This window comes from Streptomyces sp. NPDC047061, from assembly GCF_040643955.1.
Taxonomy (GTDB): Bacteria; Actinomycetota; Actinomycetes; order Streptomycetales; family Streptomycetaceae; genus Streptomyces.
Map to the genome: position 1 here is coordinate 148594 of NZ_JBEYVI010000019.1, position 24922 is coordinate 173515.

Annotated in this window: 19 protein-coding genes; 12 read left to right on the top strand and 7 right to left on the bottom strand. The window is 73.3% G+C overall.

Annotated features, from left to right (window positions below; all coding sequences use genetic code 11):
* The first annotated feature begins 85 nt into the window (after positions 1 to 85).
* Positions 86 to 1504, top strand: a complete 1419-nt coding sequence (locus ABZ887_RS26225) for an MFS transporter (RefSeq protein ID WP_361293618.1) — start codon at positions 86 to 88, stop codon at positions 1502 to 1504.
* 271 nt (positions 1505 to 1775) lie between these two features.
* Here the strand turns inward: ABZ887_RS26225 and ABZ887_RS26230 are convergent, their stop codons facing one another.
* Complete coding sequence (locus ABZ887_RS26230; RefSeq protein ID WP_361293621.1) at positions 1776 to 2006, bottom strand: hypothetical protein; 231 nt, start codon at positions 2004 to 2006, stop codon at positions 1776 to 1778.
* Between the two features lie 125 nt (positions 2007 to 2131).
* Here ABZ887_RS26230 and ABZ887_RS26235 point away from each other — a divergent pair, with 125 nt between their 5' ends.
* Positions 2132 to 2902, top strand: coding sequence for an SDR family NAD(P)-dependent oxidoreductase (locus tag ABZ887_RS26235; RefSeq protein ID WP_361293624.1), 771 nt, complete (start codon positions 2132 to 2134; stop codon positions 2900 to 2902).
* A gap of 72 nt (positions 2903 to 2974) precedes the next feature.
* Here ABZ887_RS26235 and ABZ887_RS26240 read toward each other — a convergent pair whose 3' ends face one another.
* The 4 genes from ABZ887_RS26240 to ABZ887_RS26255 form a co-directional block, all read right to left on the bottom strand.
* Complete coding sequence (locus ABZ887_RS26240; protein WP_361293627.1) at positions 2975 to 6013, bottom strand: BTAD domain-containing putative transcriptional regulator; 3039 nt, start codon at positions 6011 to 6013, stop codon at positions 2975 to 2977.
* Between the two features lie 54 nt (positions 6014 to 6067).
* Positions 6068 to 6907: an alpha/beta hydrolase gene (locus ABZ887_RS26245; protein WP_361293630.1), complete on the bottom strand. Its 840-nt coding sequence runs from the start codon at positions 6905 to 6907 to the stop codon at positions 6068 to 6070.
* Positions 6904 to 8934, bottom strand: coding sequence for a BTAD domain-containing putative transcriptional regulator (locus tag ABZ887_RS26250; RefSeq protein WP_361293633.1), 2031 nt, complete (start codon positions 8932 to 8934; stop codon positions 6904 to 6906). The genes ABZ887_RS26245 and ABZ887_RS26250 overlap by 4 nt, the downstream gene beginning before the upstream one ends.
* Positions 8935 to 9108: 174 nt before the next feature.
* Entirely contained in the window at positions 9109 to 10404 is a 1296-nt protein-coding gene (locus tag ABZ887_RS26255) for a glycosyltransferase (protein ID WP_361293636.1), read from the bottom strand.
* Positions 10405 to 10701: 297 nt separating this feature from the next.
* Between ABZ887_RS26255 and ABZ887_RS26260 the strand changes: the two genes are divergently transcribed.
* Together ABZ887_RS26260 and ABZ887_RS26265 are read left to right on the top strand one after the other, a co-directional pair.
* Positions 10702 to 11151, top strand: a complete 450-nt coding sequence (locus ABZ887_RS26260; protein ID WP_361293723.1) for a hypothetical protein — start codon at positions 10702 to 10704, stop codon at positions 11149 to 11151.
* A 216-nt stretch (positions 11152 to 11367) separates the two neighbouring features.
* Complete coding sequence (locus tag ABZ887_RS26265; RefSeq protein WP_361293726.1) at positions 11368 to 12273, top strand: HipA family kinase; 906 nt, start codon at positions 11368 to 11370, stop codon at positions 12271 to 12273.
* Positions 12274 to 12302: 29 nt separating this feature from the next.
* On the opposite strand, the gene ABZ887_RS26270 is transcribed toward ABZ887_RS26265, so the two are convergent.
* On the bottom strand, positions 12303 to 13565 hold the full coding sequence (locus ABZ887_RS26270) for an ROK family transcriptional regulator (RefSeq protein WP_361293639.1): 1263 nt from the start codon (positions 13563 to 13565) through the stop codon (positions 12303 to 12305).
* 818 nt (positions 13566 to 14383) lie between these two features.
* On the opposite strand from ABZ887_RS26270, the gene ABZ887_RS26275 reads away from it, so the two are divergent.
* The 8 genes from ABZ887_RS26275 to ABZ887_RS26310 all read left to right on the top strand — a co-directional run bounded on the left by ABZ887_RS26275 (position 14384) and on the right by ABZ887_RS26310 (position 23266).
* Positions 14384 to 15487 (top strand): Gfo/Idh/MocA family oxidoreductase, encoded by a 1104-nt coding sequence (locus ABZ887_RS26275; RefSeq protein WP_361293642.1) that lies wholly within the window; start codon positions 14384 to 14386, stop codon positions 15485 to 15487.
* Positions 15488 to 15515: 28 nt separating this feature from the next.
* Complete coding sequence (locus ABZ887_RS26280; protein ID WP_361293645.1) at positions 15516 to 16403, top strand: sugar phosphate isomerase/epimerase; 888 nt, start codon at positions 15516 to 15518, stop codon at positions 16401 to 16403.
* Positions 16404 to 16432: 29 nt separating this feature from the next.
* Positions 16433 to 17395: an NADP-dependent oxidoreductase gene (locus ABZ887_RS26285; RefSeq protein WP_361293648.1), complete on the top strand. Its 963-nt coding sequence runs from the start codon at positions 16433 to 16435 to the stop codon at positions 17393 to 17395.
* 88 nt (positions 17396 to 17483) lie between these two features.
* A complete protein-coding gene (locus ABZ887_RS26290) occupies positions 17484 to 19049 on the top strand; it encodes an ABC transporter substrate-binding protein (protein WP_361293651.1) in 1566 nt (521 codons plus the stop codon).
* Entirely contained in the window at positions 19034 to 19993 is a 960-nt protein-coding gene (locus ABZ887_RS26295; protein WP_361293654.1) for an ABC transporter permease, read from the top strand. Before ABZ887_RS26290 ends, ABZ887_RS26295 begins: the two co-directional genes overlap by 16 nt.
* Positions 19994 to 19995: 2 nt before the next feature.
* On the top strand, positions 19996 to 20865 hold the full coding sequence (locus ABZ887_RS26300) for an ABC transporter permease (protein WP_361293657.1): 870 nt from the start codon (positions 19996 to 19998) through the stop codon (positions 20863 to 20865).
* Positions 20866 to 20885: 20 nt separating this feature from the next.
* Positions 20886 to 22955 (top strand): ABC transporter ATP-binding protein, encoded by a 2070-nt coding sequence (locus ABZ887_RS26305; protein ID WP_361293660.1) that lies wholly within the window; start codon positions 20886 to 20888, stop codon positions 22953 to 22955.
* A 23-nt stretch (positions 22956 to 22978) separates the two neighbouring features.
* Positions 22979 to 23266, top strand: coding sequence for a SelT/SelW/SelH family protein (locus tag ABZ887_RS26310; RefSeq protein ID WP_361293664.1), 288 nt, complete (start codon positions 22979 to 22981; stop codon positions 23264 to 23266).
* A 1-nt stretch (position 23267) separates the two neighbouring features.
* On the opposite strand, the gene aceB is transcribed toward ABZ887_RS26310, so the two are convergent.
* A complete protein-coding gene (gene aceB / locus ABZ887_RS26315) occupies positions 23268 to 24890 on the bottom strand; it encodes a malate synthase A (RefSeq protein ID WP_361293667.1) in 1623 nt (540 codons plus the stop codon).
* Positions 24891 to 24922 lie beyond the last annotated feature (32 nt).

The following is a 24922-nucleotide window of genomic DNA, read 5'->3' on the forward strand; positions in this document are numbered from 1 at the left end:
AACAGCTCCACATATGTGCATGATGGTGGCTTCTGCTGCCATACGTCATATTTCATATGCCGTTGAACGGGATGGAGTCGGTGCCGTGGCGTTCGCGGAGTCGGCCGGTGGTGGTGAGCCGGTGTCCTCTCCCGAGCCGGCTCCGGAGTCCGCGCGGCGGGCCTGGGCGCCGCTGCTGGCGGTGTGCGCCGGGTACTTCATGGTGATCCTGGACGTGACGGCCATCAACGTCGCCGTGCCGGTGATCGGCCGCGAGCTGTCGGCCTCGCTCACCGGGATCCAGTGGATCACCGACGGGTACACCCTGGTCTTCGCCGGGTTCCTGCTGACCGGTGGCGCACTGGGGGACCGGGTGGGCAACCGCCGGGTCTTCTGCGCAGGCGTGGCGGTGTTCACGCTGTCCTCGGCCGCGTGCGCGCTCGCGGTGAGCGCCCCGTTCCTGGTCGTGGCCCGGCTGGTGGAGGGGCTCGGCGCGGCGCTGATCGTGCCCGGTTCGCTGGCCCTGCTTCAGCAGGCCTACCCGACGCCGGCCGCCCGCTCGCGGGCCTTCGGACTGTGGGGATCGATGGCGGGCATCGCGGCCGCCGCCGGTCCGCTGCTGGGCGGGCTGCTCGTCTCCACGCTGGGCTGGCGCTGGGTGTTCCTCGTCAACCTGCCCGTCGGTGTGGCCTGTCTGGTGCTGACGCTGCGCCATGTGGCGTGCTCGCCCCGGCGCGCCGACCGGGCACTGGACTGGCCGGCGCAGTGCGCGGTGGTGGCGGCCGCGGCGCTGCTGACCGCGGCGCTCAACGAGGCCGGACGCCGGGGCTGGTCCGATCCGGCCGTGCTCGCCGGGGTGGGTCTGGCCGTGCTGGCCGCCGCGGCGTTCGCCGTGCGCGAGCGGCTGGCCCGCTCTCCGGTCCTTCCGCCGAGCCTGCTGCGGTCTCGTGCGATGAGCGGTGGAGCCGTCATCGGCCTGCTGTTCAACTTCGCCTTCTACGGCATGGTGTTCACCGCCAGCCTGGAGTTCCAGCGCGGGCGCGGCTTCAGCGCCCTCGGCACCGGGCTGGCGCTGTTCCCGGCGGTGGCGATGACCATGTTCGCCTCCGTGCTGTCCGGGCGGCTGGCCCGCCGCACCGGCCATCGTCCGCTGGTGGTCTCCGGCATGCTCCTCGCGGCCCTGGGCCTGGCCGGGTGGGCCGCGGCGGGCGCCGACCCCGCCTACCCGGTGCTGGTGGCGCCGATGATGGCCGCGGGGTTCGGTACCTCCTTCGCCCTCACCGGTTCGACCGCCACCGTCATGGGTGCGGCACCCGCGGCGTACTCGGGCGCCGCCTCCGCCCTGTTCAACACCACCCGCCAGATCGGCAGCGCCACCGGCGTCGCGCTCGGCGGCAGCCTGCTCGCCACCGCCACCGACTACACCACCGGGCTGCGCACCAGCATGGCCATCGGCGCGCTCGCCTACCTGGCCGCCGCGGGCCTCGCATGGCGGTGCGTGCCGGCGGTATCGAAAAAGACCTAGGCGACGGTGACCGGCCGCTCGGTGCGGACGGCGAGGCGCTCGCCGGGTGCGGTCCGCTCGCCCGGATCAGGGGGATTCGGCGAGGCAGGGGCCAGCGGGACACGGCCGGCGCGCGATGTCCTGGACCGGCCCGCAGGCCTGCTCCGGGGCGCGGCTGCGACCCTCGACGTCGGCTGTTTGCAAGGGAGTCGGTCCGGCCACGGCGGGGGTCGATCGTGGCCCCCGAGCTGATCACGGTCCTGGTCGACGGCGAGAGCAGTCGCAGGCGTGGTCATCCGGCCGGCCGGACGACCGAGCAGCGCGTGGACCAGTCGCCGGCAGGCGTCACCCGCTCTCCGGAAGCCCGCGTGACGACCGGCACGGTGTCCTCGAACGCGATCCGGTCGCCCGCCAGCAGCAACAGCGGGTCCCTCAGCTCGAAGACGTAACCGTCGTCCGTCCTCAGCTCGTTCGCCAGGACGGACCGCGAGACCGGCGTCGTCCCATCGGCGGTCAGGCGCATGCATTCATGCTCTCACGCGACCCGGCACAGGCCCGGGCCTGCCCCGCACCACGCAAGCAGGTGCGCCTCCGCACATTCCGTCCACTTACCCTGCCTACGCTGACACCACCGAGTGGAGGAACGGCATGGCACGCATCACCGACCGGACGGTTCTGATAGTCGGCGCCTCGTCGGGGATCGGCGCGGAGGTGGCACGCCTGCTCGCCCGCGGTGCCAACCGATTCGTGATCACGGCACGGCGCGAGGCCGAACTCGCCACCGTGGCGAAGGACATCCGGGCCGCGGGCAGCGCCTGCCTGGACATCCCGGCGGACGCACTGGACCCACGGGCGGCCGCCGCCGTGGTGGCGGCCGCCGTCGAGGAGTACGGCTCGGTCGACGTCGCGCTCCTGAACGCCGGCCAGGGACCGGACATGCGCATGGACCGGGTGGACGTCGCGGACGTGTCACGGATCATGGCGCTGAACTACGACGTCGTGGTCAACTACCTGGTCCCGCTGATCCACCAGCTGCGCGGTCAGCCCGGCGGGGGCCTGATCGCGCACACCAATTCCCTGGCGGGGCTGATGGGCCTCCCCCGTCAGGGGCCGTACTCGGCGGCGAAGGCGGCCGCCCGCACGCTCATCGACGCCGCACGCGTCGAACTGGAGCCCCAGGGAATCAGGTTCACCTCCCTGCACCCGGGCTTCGTCGCCACCGACCGCATCAGCGGGGACGGGCTGCCCAAGCCGTTCCAGATCAGTACGGAGCGGGCGGCCCGGCACGTCGTACGGGCCCTGGAGAACGAACCGGCGCAGGCGTACTTCCCGTGGCCCACGGCGACGCTGGTCCGCACGCTGCGCACCCTGCCCACGCCGGTCGCGTCCTGGGCGCTGCGGAAACTGGCCGCCGACTAGGGCCGGCCGGCGACCGGCCGAGGCCGGTACTGCGCCGAGGCCGGTACGGCGCCCGGGCCCGCAAGGGGCACGTCACTCGGGTCGGGTCCCGGCGGTCCCGGCCAGGTTCTCGGGGGACGCGGACACGAGGGCGATCCGCGGCGCCGGCACCTCGTCCCCGAGGGCCAGCAGACGCGTACGGATCTCGTCGGCCGCGGTCGGGTCGGTCCGGGTCAGCAGCCGCAACGCGCGCTCCCAGACCGTGCGGGCCGCGCCGGGGTCGCCGGTGGCGAGGTAGGTGTCGCCGAGGTGACGGAGTGTGCCGGCCTCGCTGAACAGGTCGCCGACCTCGCGGTAGAGCCGCAGCGCGCACTGGTACGCGGCGACGGCCCGCCGGTGCTCCCCGAGGTGGTGGCGGGCGACACCGAGGCTGTCCCAGGTCCCGGCCTCGCCGTACCGGGTGCCGTCGAGTCCGGCGAGGCCGCCGAGCGCCTCCTCGAAGTAGGCGGCGGCCCGCTGGTGTTCGCCCCGCAGGACGTGGGTCCAGCCCAGCGCGTGCAGGGCGCTGGTCTCCGCGGCACGGTCGCCGAGGGCCCGGTAGAGGGCGAGCGCCCGGTCGGCCGCGTCGAGGGCGCCGTCGTGGTCGCCGAGGCGGTCGAGGAGCCAGCCGTGGCTGCGGTGGGCGTGGGCGAGGCCGAGCCGGTCACCGAGTGCGGCGAACAGGCCGAGGGAGTGCCGGATGTGGGTGCGGGCGTCGTCGTACCGTTCCAGGCGGGCCGAGGCCCGGGCCAGGCCGCGGTGCAGATGGGCCTCGGCCGTGCGGTGGCCGTCGCGGACGGCCGCGTCGAGGCCGAGCCGCTGCAGGGCCGCGGAGTCGTGCCAGTGACCCTGCCGGTCCATGAACCGCTCCAACGCCCAGGCCAGGCCCCAGACATGGGCGTGGTCCCCGCGTGCGGCCGCCCTTTCGGCGACGGCGGAGAGCACCCGTGCCTCGGCCGTGAACCAGCGCAGGGCCCGGGTGTCGTCGGCGAAGGACCCGGGCCCCGCCCCGGGCGCGGCGGCGGGCAGCGGACCGAGCCGCCAGAAGGGCGAGTAGACGCCGCCGGCGGCGTGCGCGGTGTGCAGGTAGTGGTCGAGGAGACGGCGTACGGCGGCTTCCCGTTCGCCCGCATCCTCGTGCTCCGCCGCGCGTTCCGCCGCGTAGGTACGCAGCAGGTCGTGGCAGGCGTACCGGCCGGGCGCGTGCTCGGTGAGCAGATGGGCGCGGGTGAGCTCGGCGAGCAGGCAGCGGACCGCGGCCGGGTCGTCGCCCGCGACGGCCGCCGCCGCGGGCAGCGTGACGTCGGGACCCGGGTGCAGGGACAGCAGCCGCAGCAGGCGGGCCGCTGCGGGGCCGAGCGCACGGTAGGACCAGGAGAACACCGCCCGTACGTCCCCGGCCGGGTCCGCGTCGGTGAACGCGTCGAGGCTGCCGCGGGTCGTCCGCAGTTCGTCCGCCATCGCGGCCAGCGGGAAGTGCGGGTGGGCGGCGGCCCGGGTGGCGACGACTGCCAGGGCCAGGGGGAGTCCCCCGCAGCGGGTGACGATCTCGTCGACGGCCCCCGGGTCCGCCAGGACGCGGTCGGCGCCGAGGCGGCGGGTCAGCGACTCGCGGGCCTCGGCGGCCGAGAGCCGGTCCAGGGCCAGGGGGAGCGCGGCCTCGGCCGTGACCAGGCCGAGGAGGCGGTCGCGGCTGGTGACGACCACGAGACAGCCGGGGCTGCCCGGCAGCAGGGGGCGCACCTGTTCGGCGTCCCGCGCGTTGTCGAGCAGGATCAGCACCCGGCGCCGGGCCAGGAGGCTGCGGTAGAGACCCGCCTGGGCGTCCGCCCCGGCGGGTGTCCGCTGCGGGGGTACGCCGAGGGCCTCCAGGAACCCGCGCAGCACCTGCGCCGGATCCGCCGGGACCCCGCCCGGGTCGAAGCCCCGCAGGTTGGTGTACAGCTGCCCGTCGGGGAAGCGGTGGGCGGCGCGGTGCGCCCACCGCACGGCCAGCGTGGTCTTGCCGATGCCGCCCATCCCGCTGATCACGGCGATCCGGGTGCCCGACGCGTCCCTCGCCGACAGCTCCGCCACGTGCGCGAGTTCGAACCGCCGGCCCGCGAACGCGGCGAGGTCGGCGGGCAGTTGGGCGGGCCGGACGAAAGGGGCGGCCGGATGGGGAGTTGTCGGACGCGGAGTGGCCGGACCGGGCGCGCCCGGCTGGGCGGCGACGGTCGCCGGAGCATCCGGCACCACGGTCAGCCGGACCGGTGCGCTCCGCGCGCCGCGGCCCGGCTCGGATGCGCTTCGCGCGCCCCGGTCCGGCTCGGACGGCTTCGTGCGGGTGTCCTCGCGCAGCACCTCCTGCTGCGCGGCCCGCAGTTCGGAGCCGGGCTCGACGCCCAGTTCGTCGGCGAGCCGGGCCCGGACGAGCTGCCAGGTCCGGAGCGCCGCCGCCCGCTGCCCGGTGGCCGCGAGCGCGCGCACGAGGCGGGCCTGCAGCGGTTCGTCGAGCGCGTGCTCGGCCGCGGCGCGGTGCAGGACGGCGAGCAGCCGCCCGGCCTGGGCCGTGGCCAGTGCCACGTCGGCCGTCTCCTTCACCACCGCCAGGTGTTCGAGCTCCAGGGCGTTGAACGCGGGGTGGGACCGCGCCTCCACCGGCACGCCGCCGGCGACCGGCCCGGTGCGCAGGTCCAGCGCCTCCAGCAGCAGCGGTACAGCCGCCTCCGTGTCCCGGGTCCCGCTCTGCCGTGCCCGCCGCACGAGTTCCCGGAACCGCAGCAGGTCCAGGGTCTCGGGCGTCGCGTGCAGCCGGTACCCGCCGGCGTCCCGTGCCAGCCACCGGCCCGGGGCGCGGACCGGCAGCCCGGGTTCCAGCAGCCGGCGCAGCACACCGACGTGCCGGTAGACCGCGTTGGCGGGCGAGCCCGGCGGCGACTCGCCCCAGAGGGCGTGCTGCAACTCCTCCATGGCGACGGGCAGACCCGCGTGGGCCATCAACTGGGCCAGCAGCAGCCGTTGCTGGGCCGCGCCGAGCCCCACCTCATGGCCGTCGCGCCAGACCCGCACCGGTCCCAGCACCTCGAACCGCATCGTCACCCTCGTGGTCACCGTGTCCCGCATCCCCGTGTGTTCCGCCCCCCCGGCGCCCCGGCCCGCCCGCTGTCAGGCGGTCGGCAGCCCTTCCAGCCAGCCCAGGACCAGCGCGTTGAACTCGGCCGGCCGCTCCTGGAACAGCCAGTGCCCGACCCCTTCGAGGACGGCCGACGCGCTGTGGGGGTGCGGGCTCAGGACCGCCTCCCAGTCCCCGTCGATCCCCTTCGCCTTCAGCGAGGCGGCCGCCGAGACCGAAAGCACCGGGCAGCTCCGGCGAGCCAGGTAGCTCTCGACGCCGGGCCGTACGGTCAGCGGGGCGGCCGCCTCGTCGAACAGGCCGTGGAATACGTCCCGCACGGTCATCGGGTCCATGGCGAGGATCCGCCGGCGGTGCCAGACCCGCAGCGCGTCCGCCTCGGGGCCGGTCGCGGCCGGGTTCTCCAGCCCGCCCAGGACCGCGGCGGCGGTACCGACCGGGTCGGGGACGCGGAAGGCGGCGGCGAGCTGCGGCGCGAACTCCGCCTCGAACCCGTAGCCGGGCTCGACCGCGACGACGGCCCGCACCAGCGACGGGTACTCGACGGCCAGGACGGAGGCGACCACGGCACCCATCGAGTGCCCCACGACGACCACCGGACCGGCGCCGATGCCGTCGAGCAGCTCCGCGAGGTCCGCGGCCAGTTCACGGGGGCGCATCCCGCCCGACAGCCCGGTGGACCGGCCGTGGCCGCGCAGGTCCGGGGCGATCACCCGGTGCCGTGCCGAGAACGCCCCGATCTGCGCCGACCAGTCGTGCGAGTCGCAGGTCCCGCCGTGCACCAGCAGCAGCGTCTCGCCGCCGGTGCCGTCCGCGCCCGGCCCCTCGTCGGTGTGGAACAGCCGGTTGCCGTTGATCACCGTGTACGTCACTTGATTCGCTCCCGATGGAAGGGTGTGGGTGGTTGCGGGAGCGTAGGCAGGGGGCAGTGGACGAAGTGTGCCTGGCTTGTGACCGGGTGCCGTATGAGCCCGCAGGGCGAGTGGTCGAGCAACCGGCGCAGGCTCGCCCGGCGTTCGTCCTCGCTCTCGGTGGCGCGGACCAGTTCGGCGGCGTACGTGCGGAGCAGGCCGTGGCAGGTGTACCGGCCGGGCGTGCGCTCGGTGACGAGGTGCGCGTCGGCCAGCTCGACGAGCAGGGCCCGGGCCCGGGAGACCGGCACACCCGCGAGGGCGGCGCCGTCCTCGACGGTCAGCTCCGGCCCGGGACGCAGGGAGAGCAGCCGGAACATGCGGGCCGCGCCGGCCCCGAGCGCGTCGTACGACCACGAGAACACCGCCCGCACGTCGAGCGCGGGGTCGGCGTCCCGGAACGCCTCCAGCCCGCCGTGCGCGGCCCGCAGCTGTGCGGCCAGCGTCGCCAGCGGGAACGTCGGCCGGTCCGCGGCGCGGGCGGCGACGACGGCCAGCGCGAGGGGCAGCCGCGCCGTGAGCCGGACGATCTCCTCCGTCGCCCGGGGCTCGGCCGCCACCCTGGCGGCGCCGATCCGCAGGGCCAGCGCCGAGCGCGCCTCGGCCGGCGTGAGCGTGCCCAGGGTGAGCGGGCGGGCGCCGTCGGCGGAGACCAGGCCGCCGAGCCGGTTGCGGCTGGTGACGAGCACCAGGCAGCCGGGTGTGCCGGGCAGCAGGGGCCGGACCTGGGCGGCGTCCCGCGCGTTGTCGAGCAGGACGAGCAGTCTGCGCCCCGCCGTCAGGCTGCGGTACAGGGCGGCTCGGGCGTCGAGCCCCTCGGGTGTCCGGCAGGCCGGGGTGCCGAGGGCGTCCAGGAATCCCCGCAGGGCGTCCTGCGGTCGCGTGGGCCGTCCGGCGGGCTCGAAACCCCGCAGGTCGACGTACAACTGCCCGTCCGGGAAGCGATCGGCCGCCTCGTGCGCCAGACGTACGGCGAGCGCGGTCTTGCCGACGCCCGCCGGGCCGGTGATGGTGCTGAGCACGACCGCGGGCGCGGCTCCACCGCCCTCGGCGGAGGCCTCGTCAAGCAGGGCGCGCAGGCGGTTCAGCTGCGCGGCTCGGCCGACGAAGACCGGGAGGGCGGGCGGCAGTTGGGCAGGTGCGACGGACGGGAGGTCCGGGCTGCCGGGGTGAACGGCCGCCGGCTCCGGGATCGCCGGCTCGGCCTGCGCGCGCCACGAGGAGTCCCCGGGCTCCGGCCCGGCGACCGCCCGCCGCTGTGCGGCGACCAGTTCCGGGCCGGGATCGACGCCGAGCTCGTCCGCGAGCCGGCCGGCCGTCGAACGGAACACGTCCAGCGCCTCGGCCCGGCGGCCGGTGGCCGCGAGCGCGCGGACGAGCAGGGCCTGGAGCCCCTCGTCGAGCGGGTGACGGGCCGCGCTCTCGGAGAGGGCGGGCAGGACGTGCTCCGCACGGCCACCGCGCAGCGCCACCTCGGCCGCTTCGCGCACCACGGCGTCGTACTCGCGGTCCAGCTCCGTGAAGACGGGATGCTCGGGCGCCTGCGCAGGACATCCGGCGGTCCGGCCGCGCCGCAGGGCGAGCGCGTCGGCGTACACCCCGACGGCCTGCCGCACCTCGCGGTGCTCCCTGGCCCTCGCCACGAGCCGGCGGAACAGCAGCAGGTCCACGGAGTCGGACGGAGCCAGCAGCCGGTAGCCTCCCCCGCCGCGCAGCAGCAGCCTGCCCTCGGCCCGCCGCGGCAGCCCCGGCTCCAGCATCCGCCGCAGCTCGCCCACATGGCGGTGCACCATGTTCACCGCGCGCGCCGGAGGCCGGTCCGCCCACAGCGCGTCGACGATGTCCGGCAACGGCACCGGGGAGCCCGCCCGGGCCAGCAGCAGGGCGAGGAGGGTACGGCGCAGTGGCGGTCCCGGTGCCACCTCGGTCCCGTCCCGCCAGACCCGTAACTCCCCGAGTACCGCGAACCGCAGTGGCATCGGTGTCATCGCCCCGTCCTCCCCCTGCCGGATCCTCATGCTAGGCAGCAGCGGGTCGGCACTCACGGGGCTGGACATTCCGGGCGTGGCACGGGGCGTCCGCGGCGGGACGGGCGGTGGGAAGCGGCTGGGCGGCCGTCGTCGGGGGGCGGTTACGAGGCCGACGCCGTGGGGGAGCGGCCCCTAGGCCGCCTCGACCACCTCCGCGACGGCTTCCAGCGCGTCATGGCGCTCGAACGCGGCCCGCAGGGCCTGTGCGCGCTTGCGGTGGCCGGGTCCGGCGAGCACGGCGAGCACCGCGTCGCGGACCTCCGCAGGCGAGGGATCCCCGGTGCGCAGATCGACCCCGGCCCCGCTCCACTGGACGCGGGCCGCCACCTCCGGCTTGTCCTCTCCGTCGCCGCCCACGACGAGCGGTACCCCGTGCCGCAGCGCCTCGTGCACACCGCCGTACCCACCGTTGGTCACCAGCACGGACGCGTGGGGGAGGAGGGCGTCGAAGGGCACGTACCCGCCGATGCGCGCGTTCGCCGGTACGGCTCCGGCGGCCTCGACCACGGCCGGACCGTCCGGGCGCCCCGTCGCGGCCACCACGAGGACGTCCTCGCCGGCCAGGGCGTCGACGGCCGGCCGCACGAGCCTGCCGAGATCGCGATTGTCGAACGACCCCTGGGTGACCACGACCACCGGCCGTTCCGCGTGCTCCACCTCCGCCCACCAGTCCGGCAGCGGCCGCGGCGGGCGCGGCACGGCCGGCAGCGGACCGACGAACCGGAAGGACGCCGGCAGGTCGCCGCGCGGGTACTCGAACTCCGGGACGGTCAGCTGGAGATAGTGGTCCGGCGCGGTCACCAGGCAGTCGAGGACGAACCCGGGCAACTCGGTGCCGCTCTCCCCGAAGTTCTCCTCGATATGCCGCTGGGCACCGGAAAAGACCTCCCTGACCTGGTCGTTCATGGCCCGGTGCCGCTTCTTCGCGCCCTCCCCGACCAGGGGCGGCATCGCGAGCCCGATGGGCGGCGCGTCCTCGCTCAGCAGGGTCGGCATGGTGATGCCGAGGCCGATGGTGACCGGCCGGCGGCCGGGCGGAGCGGACAGGCTGAGGGCCGTCGCCCCCAGGAACAGCGGATCGCTGATGACCACGGACGCCGGGAACCGACGGGCCAGCAGGGTCCGCAGGGCACGGTACTGGGCGGCGGTCGGATCACCGAAGACGTGTTTCATGTCGTACTCCAACTGCGCCGGTCCCGGCGGGAAGGCCGCACGGTCGGGGAAGTACAGGTCCAGCTGCCGGTCGTCGAAGTCCGCGGCGGGCGGCAACGACACATGAAGGGCACCGGCGGCCCGTACGTCCTCGGCGAACCGGCTCCCGGTCAGCACGACGACCTCGTGCCCGCGCCGCACCAGGTCCGATGCGACGGTGAGGACTGGCTGGACATGGCCGTGGAACGGCGATGCGGCGGCGACGATCAGTGTCACGGACGACTCCCTGCGCTCGGTGGACGATGCCACGGGAGCGTAGGAAGCCCTTGTGCAGAAGTAGTGCGGCCTTGGATGCCGATGCTGACGCCGACGCCCGGGCATGAGTCCGGCCCGTGGGGCGGGGTCCCTGCCGCCCCACGGGCTCACCGTGACATACGGGGTGAACGGCCCCTGATGCTCACCCGTACCCCTTGTCGTACGCCTGGCCGCCGACCGCCGGTCGCGGGCAGGACCACCCCGAAACGGAGAGGCAACGTGCCACAGCAGCCACGAGCCCAGCACACCGGCCGCCTGATGCGCGGCGCAGCCCTGGCCGCGAGCCTGGCGATCGTCCCGTTGACCGCGGCCTGCGGCGGTGGTGACGACGATGCCGACACCAAGCGCAAGCGGTCGGGAGTCTCCGTGTCGGACGCCCCCGCGAAGGGTGTCGTGGCCCCGGCGAAGGTCGAGGTGATCGCCGGCCTGACCGGCTGCACGCCCGAGATCCGCATCGACGCGACGGAACTGCGCCAGGGCGTGTGCCACACCAGGAAGGTCGACTACCTCATCACCACCTTCCCCAGCGACGAACTCAAGGAGACCTGGCTGGACTCCGCCTCCGGCTACGGCGGCAAGTACCTGGTCGGCACCGAGTGGATCGTCAGCGCCCAGCCCCAGATGCTGGAGGGGTTCCGCGACAGACTCGGCGGCACGATCCGGCAACTGCGCGGCACGGGCCCGGTGGCGGAACCGAGCGCGTCGTAACCGAGCGCGTCGTAACCGGGCACGTCGTAGCGGACGAGGACTCCGGGTGCGGGCTTCGGCAGTCACGTCCCGTCACTATGCTCACTTCATGCCGGAGGCCGGCAGTGAGGGCCGTACCGTCATGGAACGACCGCCGGAGAGACTGGGAGACGAGGATGCCGATCGAGACTCCCCAGTCGTTGAATGCAAGGTAAGTGATCCGTGGGGCCTGGGAAGATGCTGAGAGAGGTCACCGCCACCAGCTACATCGCACCCCTGAGGGCCGGTGGTTCCGTGCCCGCTGTCGTCGAGGCCGACGACCTCGGGACGTACGTCGTGAAGTTCACCGGGTCCGCGCAGGGGCACAAGGCGCTGGTCGCCGAGGTGATCGTGGGGGAGCTGGCGCGGGCCCTCGGGCTGCGGTTCCCCGAGCTGGTCCTGGTGCACTTCGACCCGGCGATCGCCGGGGACGAACCGCACCAGGAGGTACGCGACCTGCACGCGGCCAGCGGCGGAGTCAACCTCGGGATGGACTTCCTGCCCGGGGCCGAGGACTTCACCCCGCAGATCGCCGAGGTCTTCCCGGTGGACCCGCTGGAGGCGGGCCGGATCGTCTGGCTGGACGCGCTCACCGTCAACGTCGACCGCACGGTGCACAGTTCCAACCTCATGGTGTGGCCGACCCTGGGCATCGCGCCCCCGCGCCTGTGGCTCATCGACCACGGCGCCGCCCTCGTCTTCCACCACCGCTGGGACACCTCGGCCCCCGGTAAGGCGTACGACTTCCGCCATCACGCCCTCGGCCGGTACGGCCCCGACACCCGGGCCGCCGACGCCGAACTCGCGCCCAGGGTGACCGAGAAACTGCTCCGGGACGTCCTCGCCGAGGTCCCGGACGCCTGGCTCACCGACTTCGGCTCGCCCGACGAGATGCGCGAGGCCTACGTCGGCTACCTGCTGGCCCGGGTGCGGGCCTCCGCCGAGTGGCTGCCCACCGACTTCCCGGGCCGCGACCAGCTCGCGGCCGAGGAGGCCACCCGTGCGGCCAGGACCCAGCAGGGCCGGCCGGCCTGGCTGAAGCGGGTTCCCGACCTGCACGGCAAGCCCGCGGCCGAGCAGGACTGGTCGGTCCACCTCGGCTGACCGGCCGCCGCCGTCAGGCAGTCGTGCCGTCAGTCCGTCCCGGCGTTGTCCACCAGCAGCCGGGCGATGCCCTGCTCGCTGAACACGTCCCGCAGGGCGAGGACGATGCCGCCCTGCAGCGTCGAGGTGCTGTCGGGCAGGGTCGTGGTGATGACCAGTGCCCGGGTCGTCAGGGGCAGGGCACGGCGGTACACGACGGCCCGCACACCCGACAGGAGGTCGTCGCTGAGGTCGTTGAGCGGGCCGCCGAGGACCAGGGTGCGCGGGTTGTAGATGAGGACCAGCATGGCCGCGACCTCGCCGATCGCCGTGGCGGCCTCACGCAGGGCGCGGACCGCCAACGGGTCGCTGTCGGCGATGCGTTCGGCCAGTTCGCGCTCGCCGTGGCGGGGGTCGTCGTCCGTCGTCTCCGGGATGTCCAGGGCGCGCAGGACGGCGCGGTGCGAGGCGACGGCGCGTACACAGCCGACGTTGCCGCAGGTGCACAGGGTGTCGCTGCCCTCGACGGCCGGGATGTGGCCGACATCGCCCTCGGCTCCGTCCGCCCCCCGGTAGATGTCGCCGGAGGCGGTGACGAGCCCGGCTCCCATCCCGGCCCCGATCTTGAGACAGAGCAGAGGGGTGTCGGCCTCCCGTCGGCTCGCCTCGCCCAGGGCCATGAGATTGGCGTCGTTGTCCACCCGGGCGGGGGCACGGAAGCGGGCGCCCAGCAGCGCGGCGGCGGGGTGGCCGTCCCAGCCGGGCATCCCCGTCGGCCGTACGGCGCAGCCGCGCCCGACGTCGACGGGACCCGGCAGGGCGATCACCACCTCGCGGACCCGGCGCGGGTCGCGGCCGGCCTCTTCCAGCAGGCCGAGGATCCGCTCCGACACGGCCTCCAGCACGACGTCCGGCCCGGCCTCGATACGGACGGGCACGGTCTCCTGGGCGAGCATCCGCCCCGTGAGGTCCGCGATCGCCACCCGTGCTCCGGAGGTGTCGATGTCCGCGACGGCGACGGTGCCCGCGCGCGGGGAGAGCGTCAGCACGCGCGGCGGCCGGCCGCGCACCGACTCGCCGGACTCGATCTCCTCCAGGATGCCGTGCCCGACGAGATGGCCGACGTGCTGGCCGACCGTCGAGCGGGCCAGTCCGGTGCGCCGGGCGATCTCGGCCCTGCTGGTCGCCTCGCCCGAGACCACGAGGTCCAGGACCGCGCGCAGCCCCAGGGGGACGGCGGGCAGCAGAGCGGCCGGCACCGGCGGATACAGCCCGTATTTGTGAGCTGGGACGGCCTCTTTATGTACGGTCACGGTCTTGATCCCGCCTCCTTACACCGATCACCATCCGGTGCTCGGGGGCCGCGCGTCAACAGGCAGGTCAGGTCGGGACGGCGGCCCGAATTCGACCGGCTTTAGTGCGCACAGAAAATTAAAAGCGGCATCTTGTCCCTTCTGTGCGAACCAACCGATCGTGTGGGGCAACCCGGCGTTCACGCCGTGGCCGATTCGACGACCGCAGACCACGACCTCCGGACGGCTCGAAAAAATCGCTCAGAGTATCCGGAGGAGGCATCCGAGGCAATGAGATCGGATCGCTCCATGGACCGCGCTCCGGCCGGCAGGGCCGTGTCAGGGTGTGCGCCCACCCCTTCCCGGCGGCAGGCCGGCACACCGTCCCCGTGGTTCTCTGCGGGGCCGTCACACACCCCGGGAGTCTCTCTCGGGTGCCCACTTGACCTGGGCTTTCACCTCCTCGCGCGCACCTGTCGACCCGTCGGTCGACCGGGCGTACACCCTTCGTCGACGAGCCCCGACACGGGCTGTCCAACACCCCGTCAGCCGCAATTATCACGATTCGATGACGTGACTCCCGGTGTTCTGCTCACCGGACCGCGGTCCTCGTCTCCCCGCCCGGCACGGCAGTTCACTACCGGGCAACCCCGCCGGAACCGGCCAACGGGTCCGGCCTGAACGGCCGGTACCACCGCGGACCACCGGACCCGGACCACCGGATCACCGGACCGGTCCCCGTGGAGCACCGGTCCGGACCCATTGAGCACCCTGCCGACGCGGCCCTCCGCCGCGCCGCACCCCCGCATCCCCATCGCCCTTCGGAGAGGAACCACGGCATGGCCAAGCAGACGCATCGCATCGGCATCCTGGGCAGCGGCAACATCTTCGGCCGGTACGTCACCGGCCTCGCCCGCTTCCCGGAGCTGCGGATCGTCCGCGTCGGTGACATCGACGTGGACCGTGCCAAACAGGCGGCCGAGGAGCACTCCGTCCCGGCCTGGGGCGACGACGCCGAGCTCTACGCGGACGACACCGTGGACATCCTCGTCAACCTCACACCGCCCGTGCACCACGCCCGCACCGTGGTGACCGCCCTCGAAGCCGGCAAGCACGTCTACGTCGAGAAGCCCCTGGCCACCACCGTCGAGGAGGGCCGCGGCACGCTGGCGGCGGCGGCCCGCACGGGGCGCCTGCTCGGTTCCGCACCGGACACCTTCCTCGGCAGCGCGAGCCAGACGCTCCGCAAGGCGGTCGACTCCGGGGCGATCGGCGATCCGATCGGCGCCTCCGCCTTCATCGGCCACAGCAAGGCCGAGACCTGGCACCCGAACCCGGCCTTCCTGTTCCAGGAGGGCGGTGGCCCGGTGATGGACATGGGCCCGTACTACGTCGCGATCCTCGTCAACGCCCTCGGCCCGGTCCGGTCGGTGGCCGCCGCCAGCCGGATCGGCGCGCCCCGGCGGACGGTCACCGCGCCCGAGCGGACCGTCGACACCATCGAGGTCACCGTCCCCACCCATGCCGCGGCCGTCCTCACTTTCGCCTCGGGCGTCATCGGCACCACCCAGATGAGCTTCGACGTCTGGGACACCGACCTGCCCGCCGTGGAGATCTACGGCACCGAAGGCACCCTCTCCCTGCCCAATCCCAACCACTTCGACGGCGACGTACGCCTGCGGCGGCACGGCGACGCCGACTGGACCGTGCTGGAACCGGCCGTCGAGCTCTTCGGCGCCGTCGGCACCCGCGAACAGGCCCGCCGCGGGCTCGGCGTACGCGACCTCGCGAACGCCGTCGAGGGCGGCCCCCACCGCGCCAACGCCACCTTCGCCCTGCACGTGCTCGAAGCGCTCTGCGCGGTCGAGGACGCCGCCCGGTCCGGCCGGACGGCGCACCTGGACACCACCTGCGAACGCCCCGAACCCCGCTACTCCGCCTGACGCCGGCCACACCCCCGAAAGGACCCCCGTGACCATCAGCCCCGAGAAGATCGCGATCAACCCGCTGCAGTGGATCGCCACCGACGACGGCTGGATCGACCCCACCCTCGCCCCGCCGCTCGCCGACCGCCTCAAGGTCATCCAGGAGGTGGGCATCCGCTCCGTGCACGCCGAGGTACCGGCGGACCTCACCGCCGCCGAGTACGGCCGGCTCCTCGCCGACCACGGTCTGCTGCCCGCGCCCGGCTACATCTCAGGACCGCTCCCCGAGGACGAGGCGAGCCTGCGCGAACTGCTCGACAAGACCGACCGGATCAGCGCGCAGATGGCCGAACTCGGCCTGCCCACCGTCTTCGTGGCCACCGGCATGAACAAGCAGGCCCCGCGGGTGCACCGTCCCGCGGTGGGCGCGGACGGCACGCCCGAGCGGCTGGAGCGGGTCCGGGACGTGTTCGCCAGGATGGGGGAGACCACGCGGGCCAACGGCGTCGCCGCCGCCTTCCACCCGCACGTCGGCACCTGGGCGGAGACCGAGGCGGAGACCCGCTTCATCCTCGACACGATCCCGGCGGACGTGCTGTCCTTCGGCCCGGACATCGGCCACCTCGGCTGGACCGGCGCCGACGTCATCGGCCTGATCCGCGACTACGCGGACCGGGTCGCCGCGATGCACGTCAAGGACTTCCACGCCGACGTGGCCGAACGCGGCCGGACCGAGGGCTGGACCTACCAGCAGACCGTGCTCGCCGGCCTGTGGGCGGAGCCCGGCCACGCCTCCGTGGACATCCCCGCCACCCTCGCCGCCCTGCCGGACGCCTTCGACGGCTGGCTCGTCATCGAGGTCGACAAGGGCGCCCAGGCGACGCCCGAGGAGAGCGTCCGGCTCTGCGGCGAATGGGCCCGGCAGCCCCACTGAACACCCCGACACCCGTCAGGAGACCCACCGTGCCCACGGCCCATGGATTCACCGCTCAGGGCTTCACCGCCTATGGCTTCACCGCCTACGGCGGACCGGAGACGCAGCGCTTCCTGGAGCTGCCCATGCCCGTGCCGGGGCCGGACGAACTCCTCGTCGAGGTGTACGCGGCCGGGGTCAACCCGGTGGACTGGAAGGTCCGGGCCGGCATGCACCGTGCCTTCCTCCACCTCGACCTGCCGGCCGCCCTCGGCCGCGAGGCCGCGGGCGTCGTCGTCGGAGTCGGCCCGGGCGTCGACGGGTTCGCGGTCGGCGACCCGGTGTTCGGCACCAGCGCCCGCGGCTGCGGCGGCTACGCGCACTTCGCTCTGCTGACCGCGAGCCAGACGGCACGCAAGCCCGCCGCCGTCTCCTGGACCGACGCGGCCGTGCTGCCGGTGGCGGCCGGCACCGCCCACGACGGCCTGGCCCAGCTCGCCCCCGAGCCCGGCGAGACCCTCCTGATCCTCGGGATCGGCGGCGGTGTCGGCGCGGCCGCCGCACAGCTCGCCCGGGCCGCCGGAGTGGACGTCGCCGGCACCGCCGCCGCGGCCAAACGGGAGTTCGTCGAGTCGCTCGGCGCCACCCCGGTCGCCTACGACGGCGCCGACCTCGCCGAACAGCTCCGGTCGGCCCTGCCGAAGGGCGCCGACACCGTCTTCGACCTCGTCGGCGGCGAGGCGCTGCAGACCGTCTCGACGGTGCTCCCGCCCGGCGACCGCATCCTCACGGTCGCCGACCCCGAGACCGCGGCCCGCTTCGGAGCCCGCCCCCTGTCCCGCCGGAGCTCGACCGAAACCCTCGCCGAACTGGCCCGGCGGGTGGCCGAGGGACGGCTCGACCCCCAGGTCCGCGAGGTCTTCGGGTTCGAGGACGCCGGGGCCGCCCTCCGCGTGGTCGAGTCCGGTCACCCCTGGGGCAAGATCGCGCTCGACATGCACGCCGACCGCTGACCCGTACGACCACGCCCCCTCCCCCCACGGTGCACGCAACAACCCTCATCCGAGCCCTCCCCGGCTCGCACTCCCGCAAGGAGCACCGATGTCACTCACCCTGCCGGCCCGATTCCGCCGGCTGACAGCAGGCGCCACCGTGGGCGCGGCGCTGCTCGCCTCCGCCGCCTGCAGCGCGGCCACCCAGCCCACCGCCGCGAGCTCCGCGACCGCCGGCCCGGTCAGCGACGGCGGCACCCTCGCCGTCGCCCAGGCGACCGACGTCGACCCCGGCGGCTTCCTCAAGACCTCGTTCGGCAACCTGCTCGCCGAGTACCAGGTCTTCGAGACGCTGACGCTCATCAGCCCCTCGACCGGCAAACCGACCGGCGTCCTCGCCAAGTCGTGGCAGCTCTCCGCCGACGCCAGGAGCATGGACATCACGCTCCGCGACGACGTCACGTTCCACAGCGGCCGCAAACTGACCGCGGACGACGTGATCTTCACACTGAAGAAGGTGCAGGACCCGGCGACGGGCGCGGCCAACCAGCCGATCGCCGCCCAGATCAGGACGATGAAGGCCGAGGGCGACCACGAGCTCAGACTGACCTTCTCGAAGGCGACCCCGAACATCTTCGACCTCTTCGAGACGATGCCGATCGTCAACCCCGCGACCTACGCCGGCAACTCCGCCGGCAAGGTCGTCGACGGCACCGGCCGCTTCCAGTGGACCTCCTGGACGCCCGGCGGCAAGGTCGTGCTCACCAAGTACGCGAAGTACCGGGACGCCAAGGACACCCACCTCGACAAGATCGAGATCAACGTCATCACCGACCCGACCGCCATCGTCTCGGCCATCCGCAGCGGTCGCGTCCAGTACGGCGTGGGGGTCGCCGCCCTCGACGCCCGCAGCCTGAGCAAGCAGTCCGGCTACGCCCTGGTGACCTCCGGCGGATCGGCCATCTCGCTCGCCCTCGACGTCACGCAGAAGCCGTTCGACGACAGGACCGTGCGCCAGGCGATCCAGTACGCGATCGACCGCGACCGCATCGTCCAGCAGGTCGAGGGCGGTCAGGCCCAGGCGACCGACCTGCCGTGGCGGACCTCCAGCGTCGGCTACGACGCCACCCAGGCGAAGCACTACACCTACCAGCCGGACAAGGCCAAGAAGCTGCTCGCCCAGGCGGGCGTGAAGAACGCGACGCTGGACGTCGTCACCCTGAACACCCCCGAGTCCACCGGCATCTTCCAGATCGTCAAGAACAACCTCGCCGCCGTCGGCATCACCGCCAAGGCGGACCTGCTCAGCCCGACCGAGTACGACGGGAAGATCGCCGCGCGGAACCTGGGCGCCCCCGGACTCCTGGTGATGAGCAGCAACGCCCAGTCGCCCGCGTCCCAGGTGGTCAGCCGGCCCGAGTACCTGGCGAACGGCAACCTGCTGAAGTTCAGCAGCCCGCAGTACACGGCGCTCGTCCAGAAGGTGTCCGCGGCCACCTCGACCGCCGACCAGAAGGCCGCGACGCACGACTACAACGACTACCTGCTCGACCAGGCGTTCACGGTCCCGCTGGTCACACGCCCGACCCTGACGGTCCGGACGACGTCCGTGGGCGGGATCCGGTCCACCCAGGCGGGATTCATCGAGCTCGGAACGACGTGGCTGTCGAAATGATCCGCTTCCTGTTGCGCAAGGTGCCGTCGGTGGTGTTCGTGCTGTTCGCCAGCTCGGTCGTCGCCTTCGCCCTGCCCCGGCTCGCCCCGGGGGACGTCGCGGTCAGCATCGCGGGACCCGACGCGACGGCCGCGAACATCGCGGCCGTCCGCCGGCAGCTGGGCCTGGACCGGTCGCCCGTGGTGCAGTACTGGGACTGGATCTCCGGCCTGTTCCACGGCGACCTCGGCAGGTCCTATCTCCTCAACCGCAGCGTCGCGAGCCTCATCGGCGACCGGCTGGAGAGCACGGTCGAACTGGCCGTGTTCGCCACCCTGCTCGCCGTCGCCGTCGGGACGCTGCTCGGGGTGCTCGCCGGCTCGACCCGGCACCGCTGGGCCCGGACCGTCCTCGACCTGGGCAACAGCATCCTGGTCGCCACCCCGTCGTTCCTGATCGCGCTCGCCCTGATCCTCGTCTTCGGCGTGTACCACCGCTGGCTGCCGGTCAGCGGCGAGGTCAGCGTGGTGCACGATCCGGCGATCGGGATCCAGTACCTGGTGCTGCCGGCGGTGGCGCTCGCGCTGTCGCCCGCCGGCAGCGTGGCCCGGCTGCTCCAGACGGAGATGGCCCGGGTCCGCAACGAGGACTACGTCGACCTGGCCCTCGCCAAGGGGGCCTCGCCGACCCGGATCACGCTGCGCCACGTGCTGCGCAACAGCTTCGGCACCGCGGTCGTCGCGATCGGCCTGGAGGTCGGCACCCTGCTCGCCGGAGCCGTGGTCATCGAGTCGGTGTTCAACCGCAACGGCCTCGGCCAGCTCGCCGTCTCCAGCGTGACCTCACGCGACTTCACCGTCCTGCAGGTGCTGATCCTCGGCGTGGTCTGCGTGGCGGTGGTCTGCCAGATCGTCACCGAGCTGGTCCTCGCGGCGCTCGACCCCAAGATCCGGTTGGGAGACTGACCATGACCGACGTACCCCTGTCGCCGCCCGTGGCCGTACGGCGCAGGCTGAACCCGACACTGGCCCGCTATCTGACGGCGTTCCGCACCCCGCGGGGCGTCATCGGGCTGGCGATCCTCGTCCTGATGGTGCTCGCCGCGCTGCTCGCGCCCGTCCTCTTCCCGGGCGGCTTCGACCAGCAGGGGGCGGACACCTTCGCCGGGCCCTCGGCCGGGCACCTCTTCGGCACCGACGAGTTCGGCCGGGACATCTTCGCCCGCAGCGTCTACGGGCTCCGTGTCGACCTGAGCCTCGTCCTCACCGCCGTACCGCTGAGCATGGCGATCGGCACCCTGCTCGGGCTCTCGGGCGCGCTCTCGGAGTGGCTCGGCGCGGGCGTGCAGCGGCTGCTTGACGTGATCATCGGCTTCCCCGGGCTGATCCTCGGCGTCTGCATGGTGGCCGTCCTCGGCGCCGGCTGGTTCGCGCTGTTCCTGACCATCCTGATCGGCGGCCTGCCCAGCGCCGGGCGGCTGGCCCGCGGCGCCTGGCTCGCCCAGCAGAACCGGGAGTACGTGCTGGCCGCCCGGGTGCTCGGCGTCTCGCGCCGGCAGCTCCTCGTCCGGCACGTCCTGCCCAACGCCATGGACGCCATCGTCGTCAACGGCGCCGTCTGGATGGTCATCGGCGTCTACATCGAGGCCGGCCTGTCCATCGTGGGCCTCGGCGTCCAGCCGCCGACGCCGTCGCTCGGCGTGCTCCTCAACAACGGCCTGCGGTTCGTGTCCCAGTCCCCGACCTACATCATCGGCCCTGCCCTGCTGCTCCTCCTCCTGGCGGTGGGTGTCAGCCTGATGTCGGACGCACTCAACGAGGCGGTGAATCGCCGATGACCCCGACGACCGACCCACACGTGACCGAGCCACCGGCACCCGGCACCGCCGAGCGCGTCCCGCTGCTCCGCGTCGAGGGCCTGGGCACCGAGTTCCGGCTGCGGAGCGGGGCCGTCAAGGCCGTCGACGACGTCAGCTTCGACATCTTCCCCGGTGACGTCCTCGGCATCGTGGGGGAGTCCGGCTCCGGCAAGTCGGTCACCGCCCGCTCGATCATGCGGATGCTGCGCCCGCCCGGCGAGACCGTCGCGGGCAGCGTGCGGTTCGACGGCGAGGACCTGCTCGCGCTGCCCGAACGCGAGATGCGGCGGCGGCGCGGCAGCAGGGTGGCGATGGTCTTCCAGGACCCGCAGGCCGCCCTCAACCCGGCGATGAAGGTCGGCGACCAGATCGTCGAGGCCATGACCGTCCACGGCGTCGACAGGAAGACGGCGCGCAGGCGGGCGGCCGAACTCCTCGAACAGGTCGGCATCCCGGACGTCCGGACCAAGCTCGGCCACTATCCGCACCAGTTCTCCGGCGGCATGCGCCAGCGCGTCGTCATCGCGATCGCCCTCGCCAACGACCCGGCCCTGCTCATCGCCGACGAGCCCACCACCGCCCTCGACGTCACCATCCAGGCCCAGATCCTGCGGCTGCTCGCCCGTCTGCGCACCGAGCTCGGCATCGCCGTCGCGATCATCACCCACGACATGGGCGTGGTCGCCGAACTCTGCACGGACGTCGTCGTGATGTACAGCGGCCGCACGGTCGAGAAGGGCACCGTCGAGCAGGTCTTCACCCGTCCCCGCCACCCGTACACGGCGGCCCTGCTCGCGGCCATGCCCCGCATCGACGACGCCCGCGACGGCGCGCCGCTGCCCGCGATCCCCGGCAGCCCGCCCGACCCGGCCGCCCTCCCGCCCGGCTGCGCGTTCGCCCCGCGCTGCCCGTTCGCCGAGGACGCGTGCACCCAGGCGCCCCCCGACCTCCTGCAGATCGGGAACTCGGGCCAGACGGCCGCTTGCTTCGTGTCCCAGCGCGGAGTCGACGTCACCGCGGCCCGCACCCAGCACCCGGCAGCCCCCGGACCCCGCCCCGTCGCCCCGGAGACGGACGTACCCGTCCTGGAGATCCGCGACCTGCGGGTCGACGTCGGATCGCGGCGCCGCGGGCTGTTCCACCGAGAACCCCCTGTCTACGCCGTCGACTCGGTCAGCCTGACCGTGCACGCGGGCCGCACCCTGGGGCTGGTCGGCGAGAGCGGCTGCGGCAAGTCCACGCTGTCGAGGAGTGTCGTCGGCATCAACCCCGTCGCCGGCGGATCGGTCCTCGTCGACGGCACCGACGTCAGCGCCATGCGCGAGGCGGACCTAGCCCGGGTCCGCTCCTCCGTGCAATACGTGTTCCAGGACCCCTACGCCTCCCTGAACCCGCGCCGCACCATCCGGCAGTCCCTCACCGAGGCCCTCGGCCTGCGGGGCATCGGCGGAGCGGAACTCGAAGCGGAGGCGCGGGCGCTGGTGGAGCAGGTCGGGCTGCGCCCGGAGCACCTCGACCGCTATCCGCACGCCTTCTCGGGCGGTCAGCGCCAGCGGATCGGCATCGCCCGGGCCCTGGCCCGCCGCCCGCGCACCCTCGTCCTCGACGAGCCGGTCTCCGCACTGGACATGTCGGTCCAGGCCCAGATCATCAACCTGCTGCAACGGCTGCAGGGCGAACTCGGCCTCGGCTACCTGTTCATCGCGCACGACCTGTCGGTGGTACGGCACCTCAGCGACACGGTGGCGGTGATGTACCTCGGCAGGATCGTCGAGTACGGCGACGTCGCCGACGTCTACGGCAACCCGCAGCACCCGTACACCGCCGCGCTGCTGTCGTCGTCACCGGCGGCGGACCTCGCGGCACCCGAGCGGGAGCGCATCGTGCTGCGGGGCGACCTGCCGAGCCCGGCGAACCCGCCTTCCGGCTGCCGGTTCCGCACCCGCTGCCCGATCGGCCCGCTCGCGCACCCGGAGCGCACGGTCTGCGCGGAGACCGACCCGCAGCTCGTGCTCACACCGGCCGGACAGCGGGCCGCCTGCCACTTCGCCGGTGAACTCGCCGGGTGATCACGTTCGGTTACGATGCCCGGGTGAGTGAGAGCCGACGCGTCGAGATCGAGTACTGCACCCAGTGCCGCTGGCTGCCGCGGGCGGCCTGGCTGGCGCAGGAGCTGCTGACCACCTTCGAGACCGAGCTGACGGAGCTGGCGCTGAAGCCGGGCAGGGGCGGCGTCTTCGTCGTCCGGGTCGGTGACGAGGTGGTCTGGGACCGGCGCGAGCAGGGCTTCCCGGAGCCGACGGCCGTGAAGCAGGCCGTACGCGACCGAGTGGCCCCGGGGAAGTCCCTGGGCCACTCGGACAGGTCGGCGCCGGAGTAGGTCAGCCGCGCAGCTGCTGGTACGCGGGCAGCGTCAGGAAGTCCGCGTAGTCCTCGTCGAGGGAGACGGTGAGCAGCAGGTCGTGGGCCTGCTGCCAGTGACCGGCCGCGAAGGCCTCGTCGCCGATCTCCGCGCGGATGGCGTCGAGTTCCTCGGCGGCGATCCTGCGGGCCAGCTCCGGCGTGGCCTTCTCGCCGTTCTCGAACTCCACTCCGGCGTTGATCCACTGCCAGATCTGCGACCGCGAGATCTCCGCGGTGGCCGCGTCCTCCATGAGGTTGAAGATGGCCACGGCGCCGAGCCCGCGCAGCCACGCCTCGATGTAACGGATGCCCACCTGCACGGCGTTGACCAGACCGGGGTAGGTCGGCTTCGCCTTGAGCGAGTCGACCGCGATCAGGTCGGCGGCCTCGACGTGGACGTCCTCGCGCAGCCGGTCCTTCTGGTTGGGCTTGTCGCCGAGGACCCGGTCGAAGGACTCCAGGGCGATCGGGACCAGGTCGGGGTGGGCGACCCAGGAGCCGTCGAAACCGTCGTTCGCCTCGCGGTCCTTGTCGGCGCGGACCTTCTCGAAGGCGACCTTGTTGACCTCGGCGTCCCGGCGGGACGGGATGAAGGCCGCCATGCCGCCGATCGCGTGCGCGCCGCGCTTGTGGCAGGTGCGGACGAGGAGTTCGGTGTACGCCCGCATGAACGGGGCGGTCATCGTCACGGCGTTGCGGTCCGGGAGGACGAACCGGGGCCCGCCGTCACGGAAGTTCTTCACGATGGAGAACAGGTAGTCCCAGCGGCCGGCGTTCAACCCGGAGGCGTGGTCGCGGAGTTCGTAGAGGATCTCCTCCATCTCGTACGCGGCGGTGATCGTCTCGATCAGCACGGTGGCGCGGACGGTGCCCTGCGGGATGCCGACGTAGTCCTGCGCGAAGACGAACACGTCGTTCCAGAGCCGGGCTTCGAGGTGCGACTCGGTCTTCGGGAGGTAGAAGTACGGTCCCTTGCCGAGGTCGAGGAGCCGCTGCGCGTTGTGGAAGAAGTAGAGCCCGAAGTCGACGAAGGCGCCGGGCACCTGCTCGCCGTCGACCTCCACATGGCGCTCGTTCAGGTGCCAGCCGCGCGGCCGCATGACGACCGTCGCGAGCTCCTCGTCCGGGCGCAGCGCGTACGACTTGCCGCTCGACGGGTCCGTGAAGTCGATGGTCCGGGTGTAGGCGTCGATCAGGTTCAGCTGGCCCAGGACGACGTTCTCCCAGGTCGGTGCGGAGGCGTCCTCGAAGTCCGCGAGCCAGATCCTGGCGCCCGAGTTGAGGGCGTTGATGGTCATCTTGCGGTCGGTGGGACCGGTGATCTCGACCCGGCGGTCGTTGAGTGCCGCGGGGGAGGGGGCCACCCGCCAGGAGTCGTCGGCGCGGACGGCGGCGGTCTCCGGGAGGAAGTCCAGGGTCGAGGTGCGGGCGATCTCGGCGCGGCGCTCGGCGCGGCGGGCGAGGAGTTCGGCACGGCGCGGCGAGAACCGCCGGTGCAGCTCGGCCACGAAGGCGAGCGCCGCGTCGGTGAGGACCTCCTCCTGCCGGGGCAGGGGTGCGGCGTCGACGATGGCCGGCGGAGACGGCGCTGGTGCGGACATGAGCTGTCACTTCCTTCAGCGGTGGCACCGGG

Excerpts from the sequence above, each read along its gene's own strand:
- aceB (WP_361293667.1), bottom strand. The coding sequence starts at position 24,890 with ATGTCCGCACCAGCGCCGTCTCCGCCGGCCATCGTCGACGCCGCACCC.
- ABZ887_RS26275 (WP_361293642.1), top strand. The coding sequence starts at position 14,384 with ATGGCCAAGCAGACGCATCGCATCGGCATCCTGGGCAGCGGCAACATC.
- ABZ887_RS26260 (WP_361293723.1), top strand. The coding sequence starts at position 10,702 with ATGCGCGGCGCAGCCCTGGCCGCGAGCCTGGCGATCGTCCCGTTGACC.
- ABZ887_RS26230 (WP_361293621.1), bottom strand. The coding sequence starts at position 2,006 with ATGCGCCTGACCGCCGATGGGACGACGCCGGTCTCGCGGTCCGTCCTG.
- ABZ887_RS26250 (WP_361293633.1), bottom strand. The coding sequence starts at position 8,934 with ATGACACCGATGCCACTGCGGTTCGCGGTACTCGGGGAGTTACGGGTC.
- ABZ887_RS26265 (WP_361293726.1), top strand. The coding sequence starts at position 11,368 with ATGCTGAGAGAGGTCACCGCCACCAGCTACATCGCACCCCTGAGGGCC.
- ABZ887_RS26290 (WP_361293651.1), top strand. The coding sequence starts at position 17,484 with ATGTCACTCACCCTGCCGGCCCGATTCCGCCGGCTGACAGCAGGCGCC.
- ABZ887_RS26235 (WP_361293624.1), top strand. The coding sequence starts at position 2,132 with ATGGCACGCATCACCGACCGGACGGTTCTGATAGTCGGCGCCTCGTCG.
- ABZ887_RS26300 (WP_361293657.1), top strand. The coding sequence starts at position 19,996 with ATGACCGACGTACCCCTGTCGCCGCCCGTGGCCGTACGGCGCAGGCTG.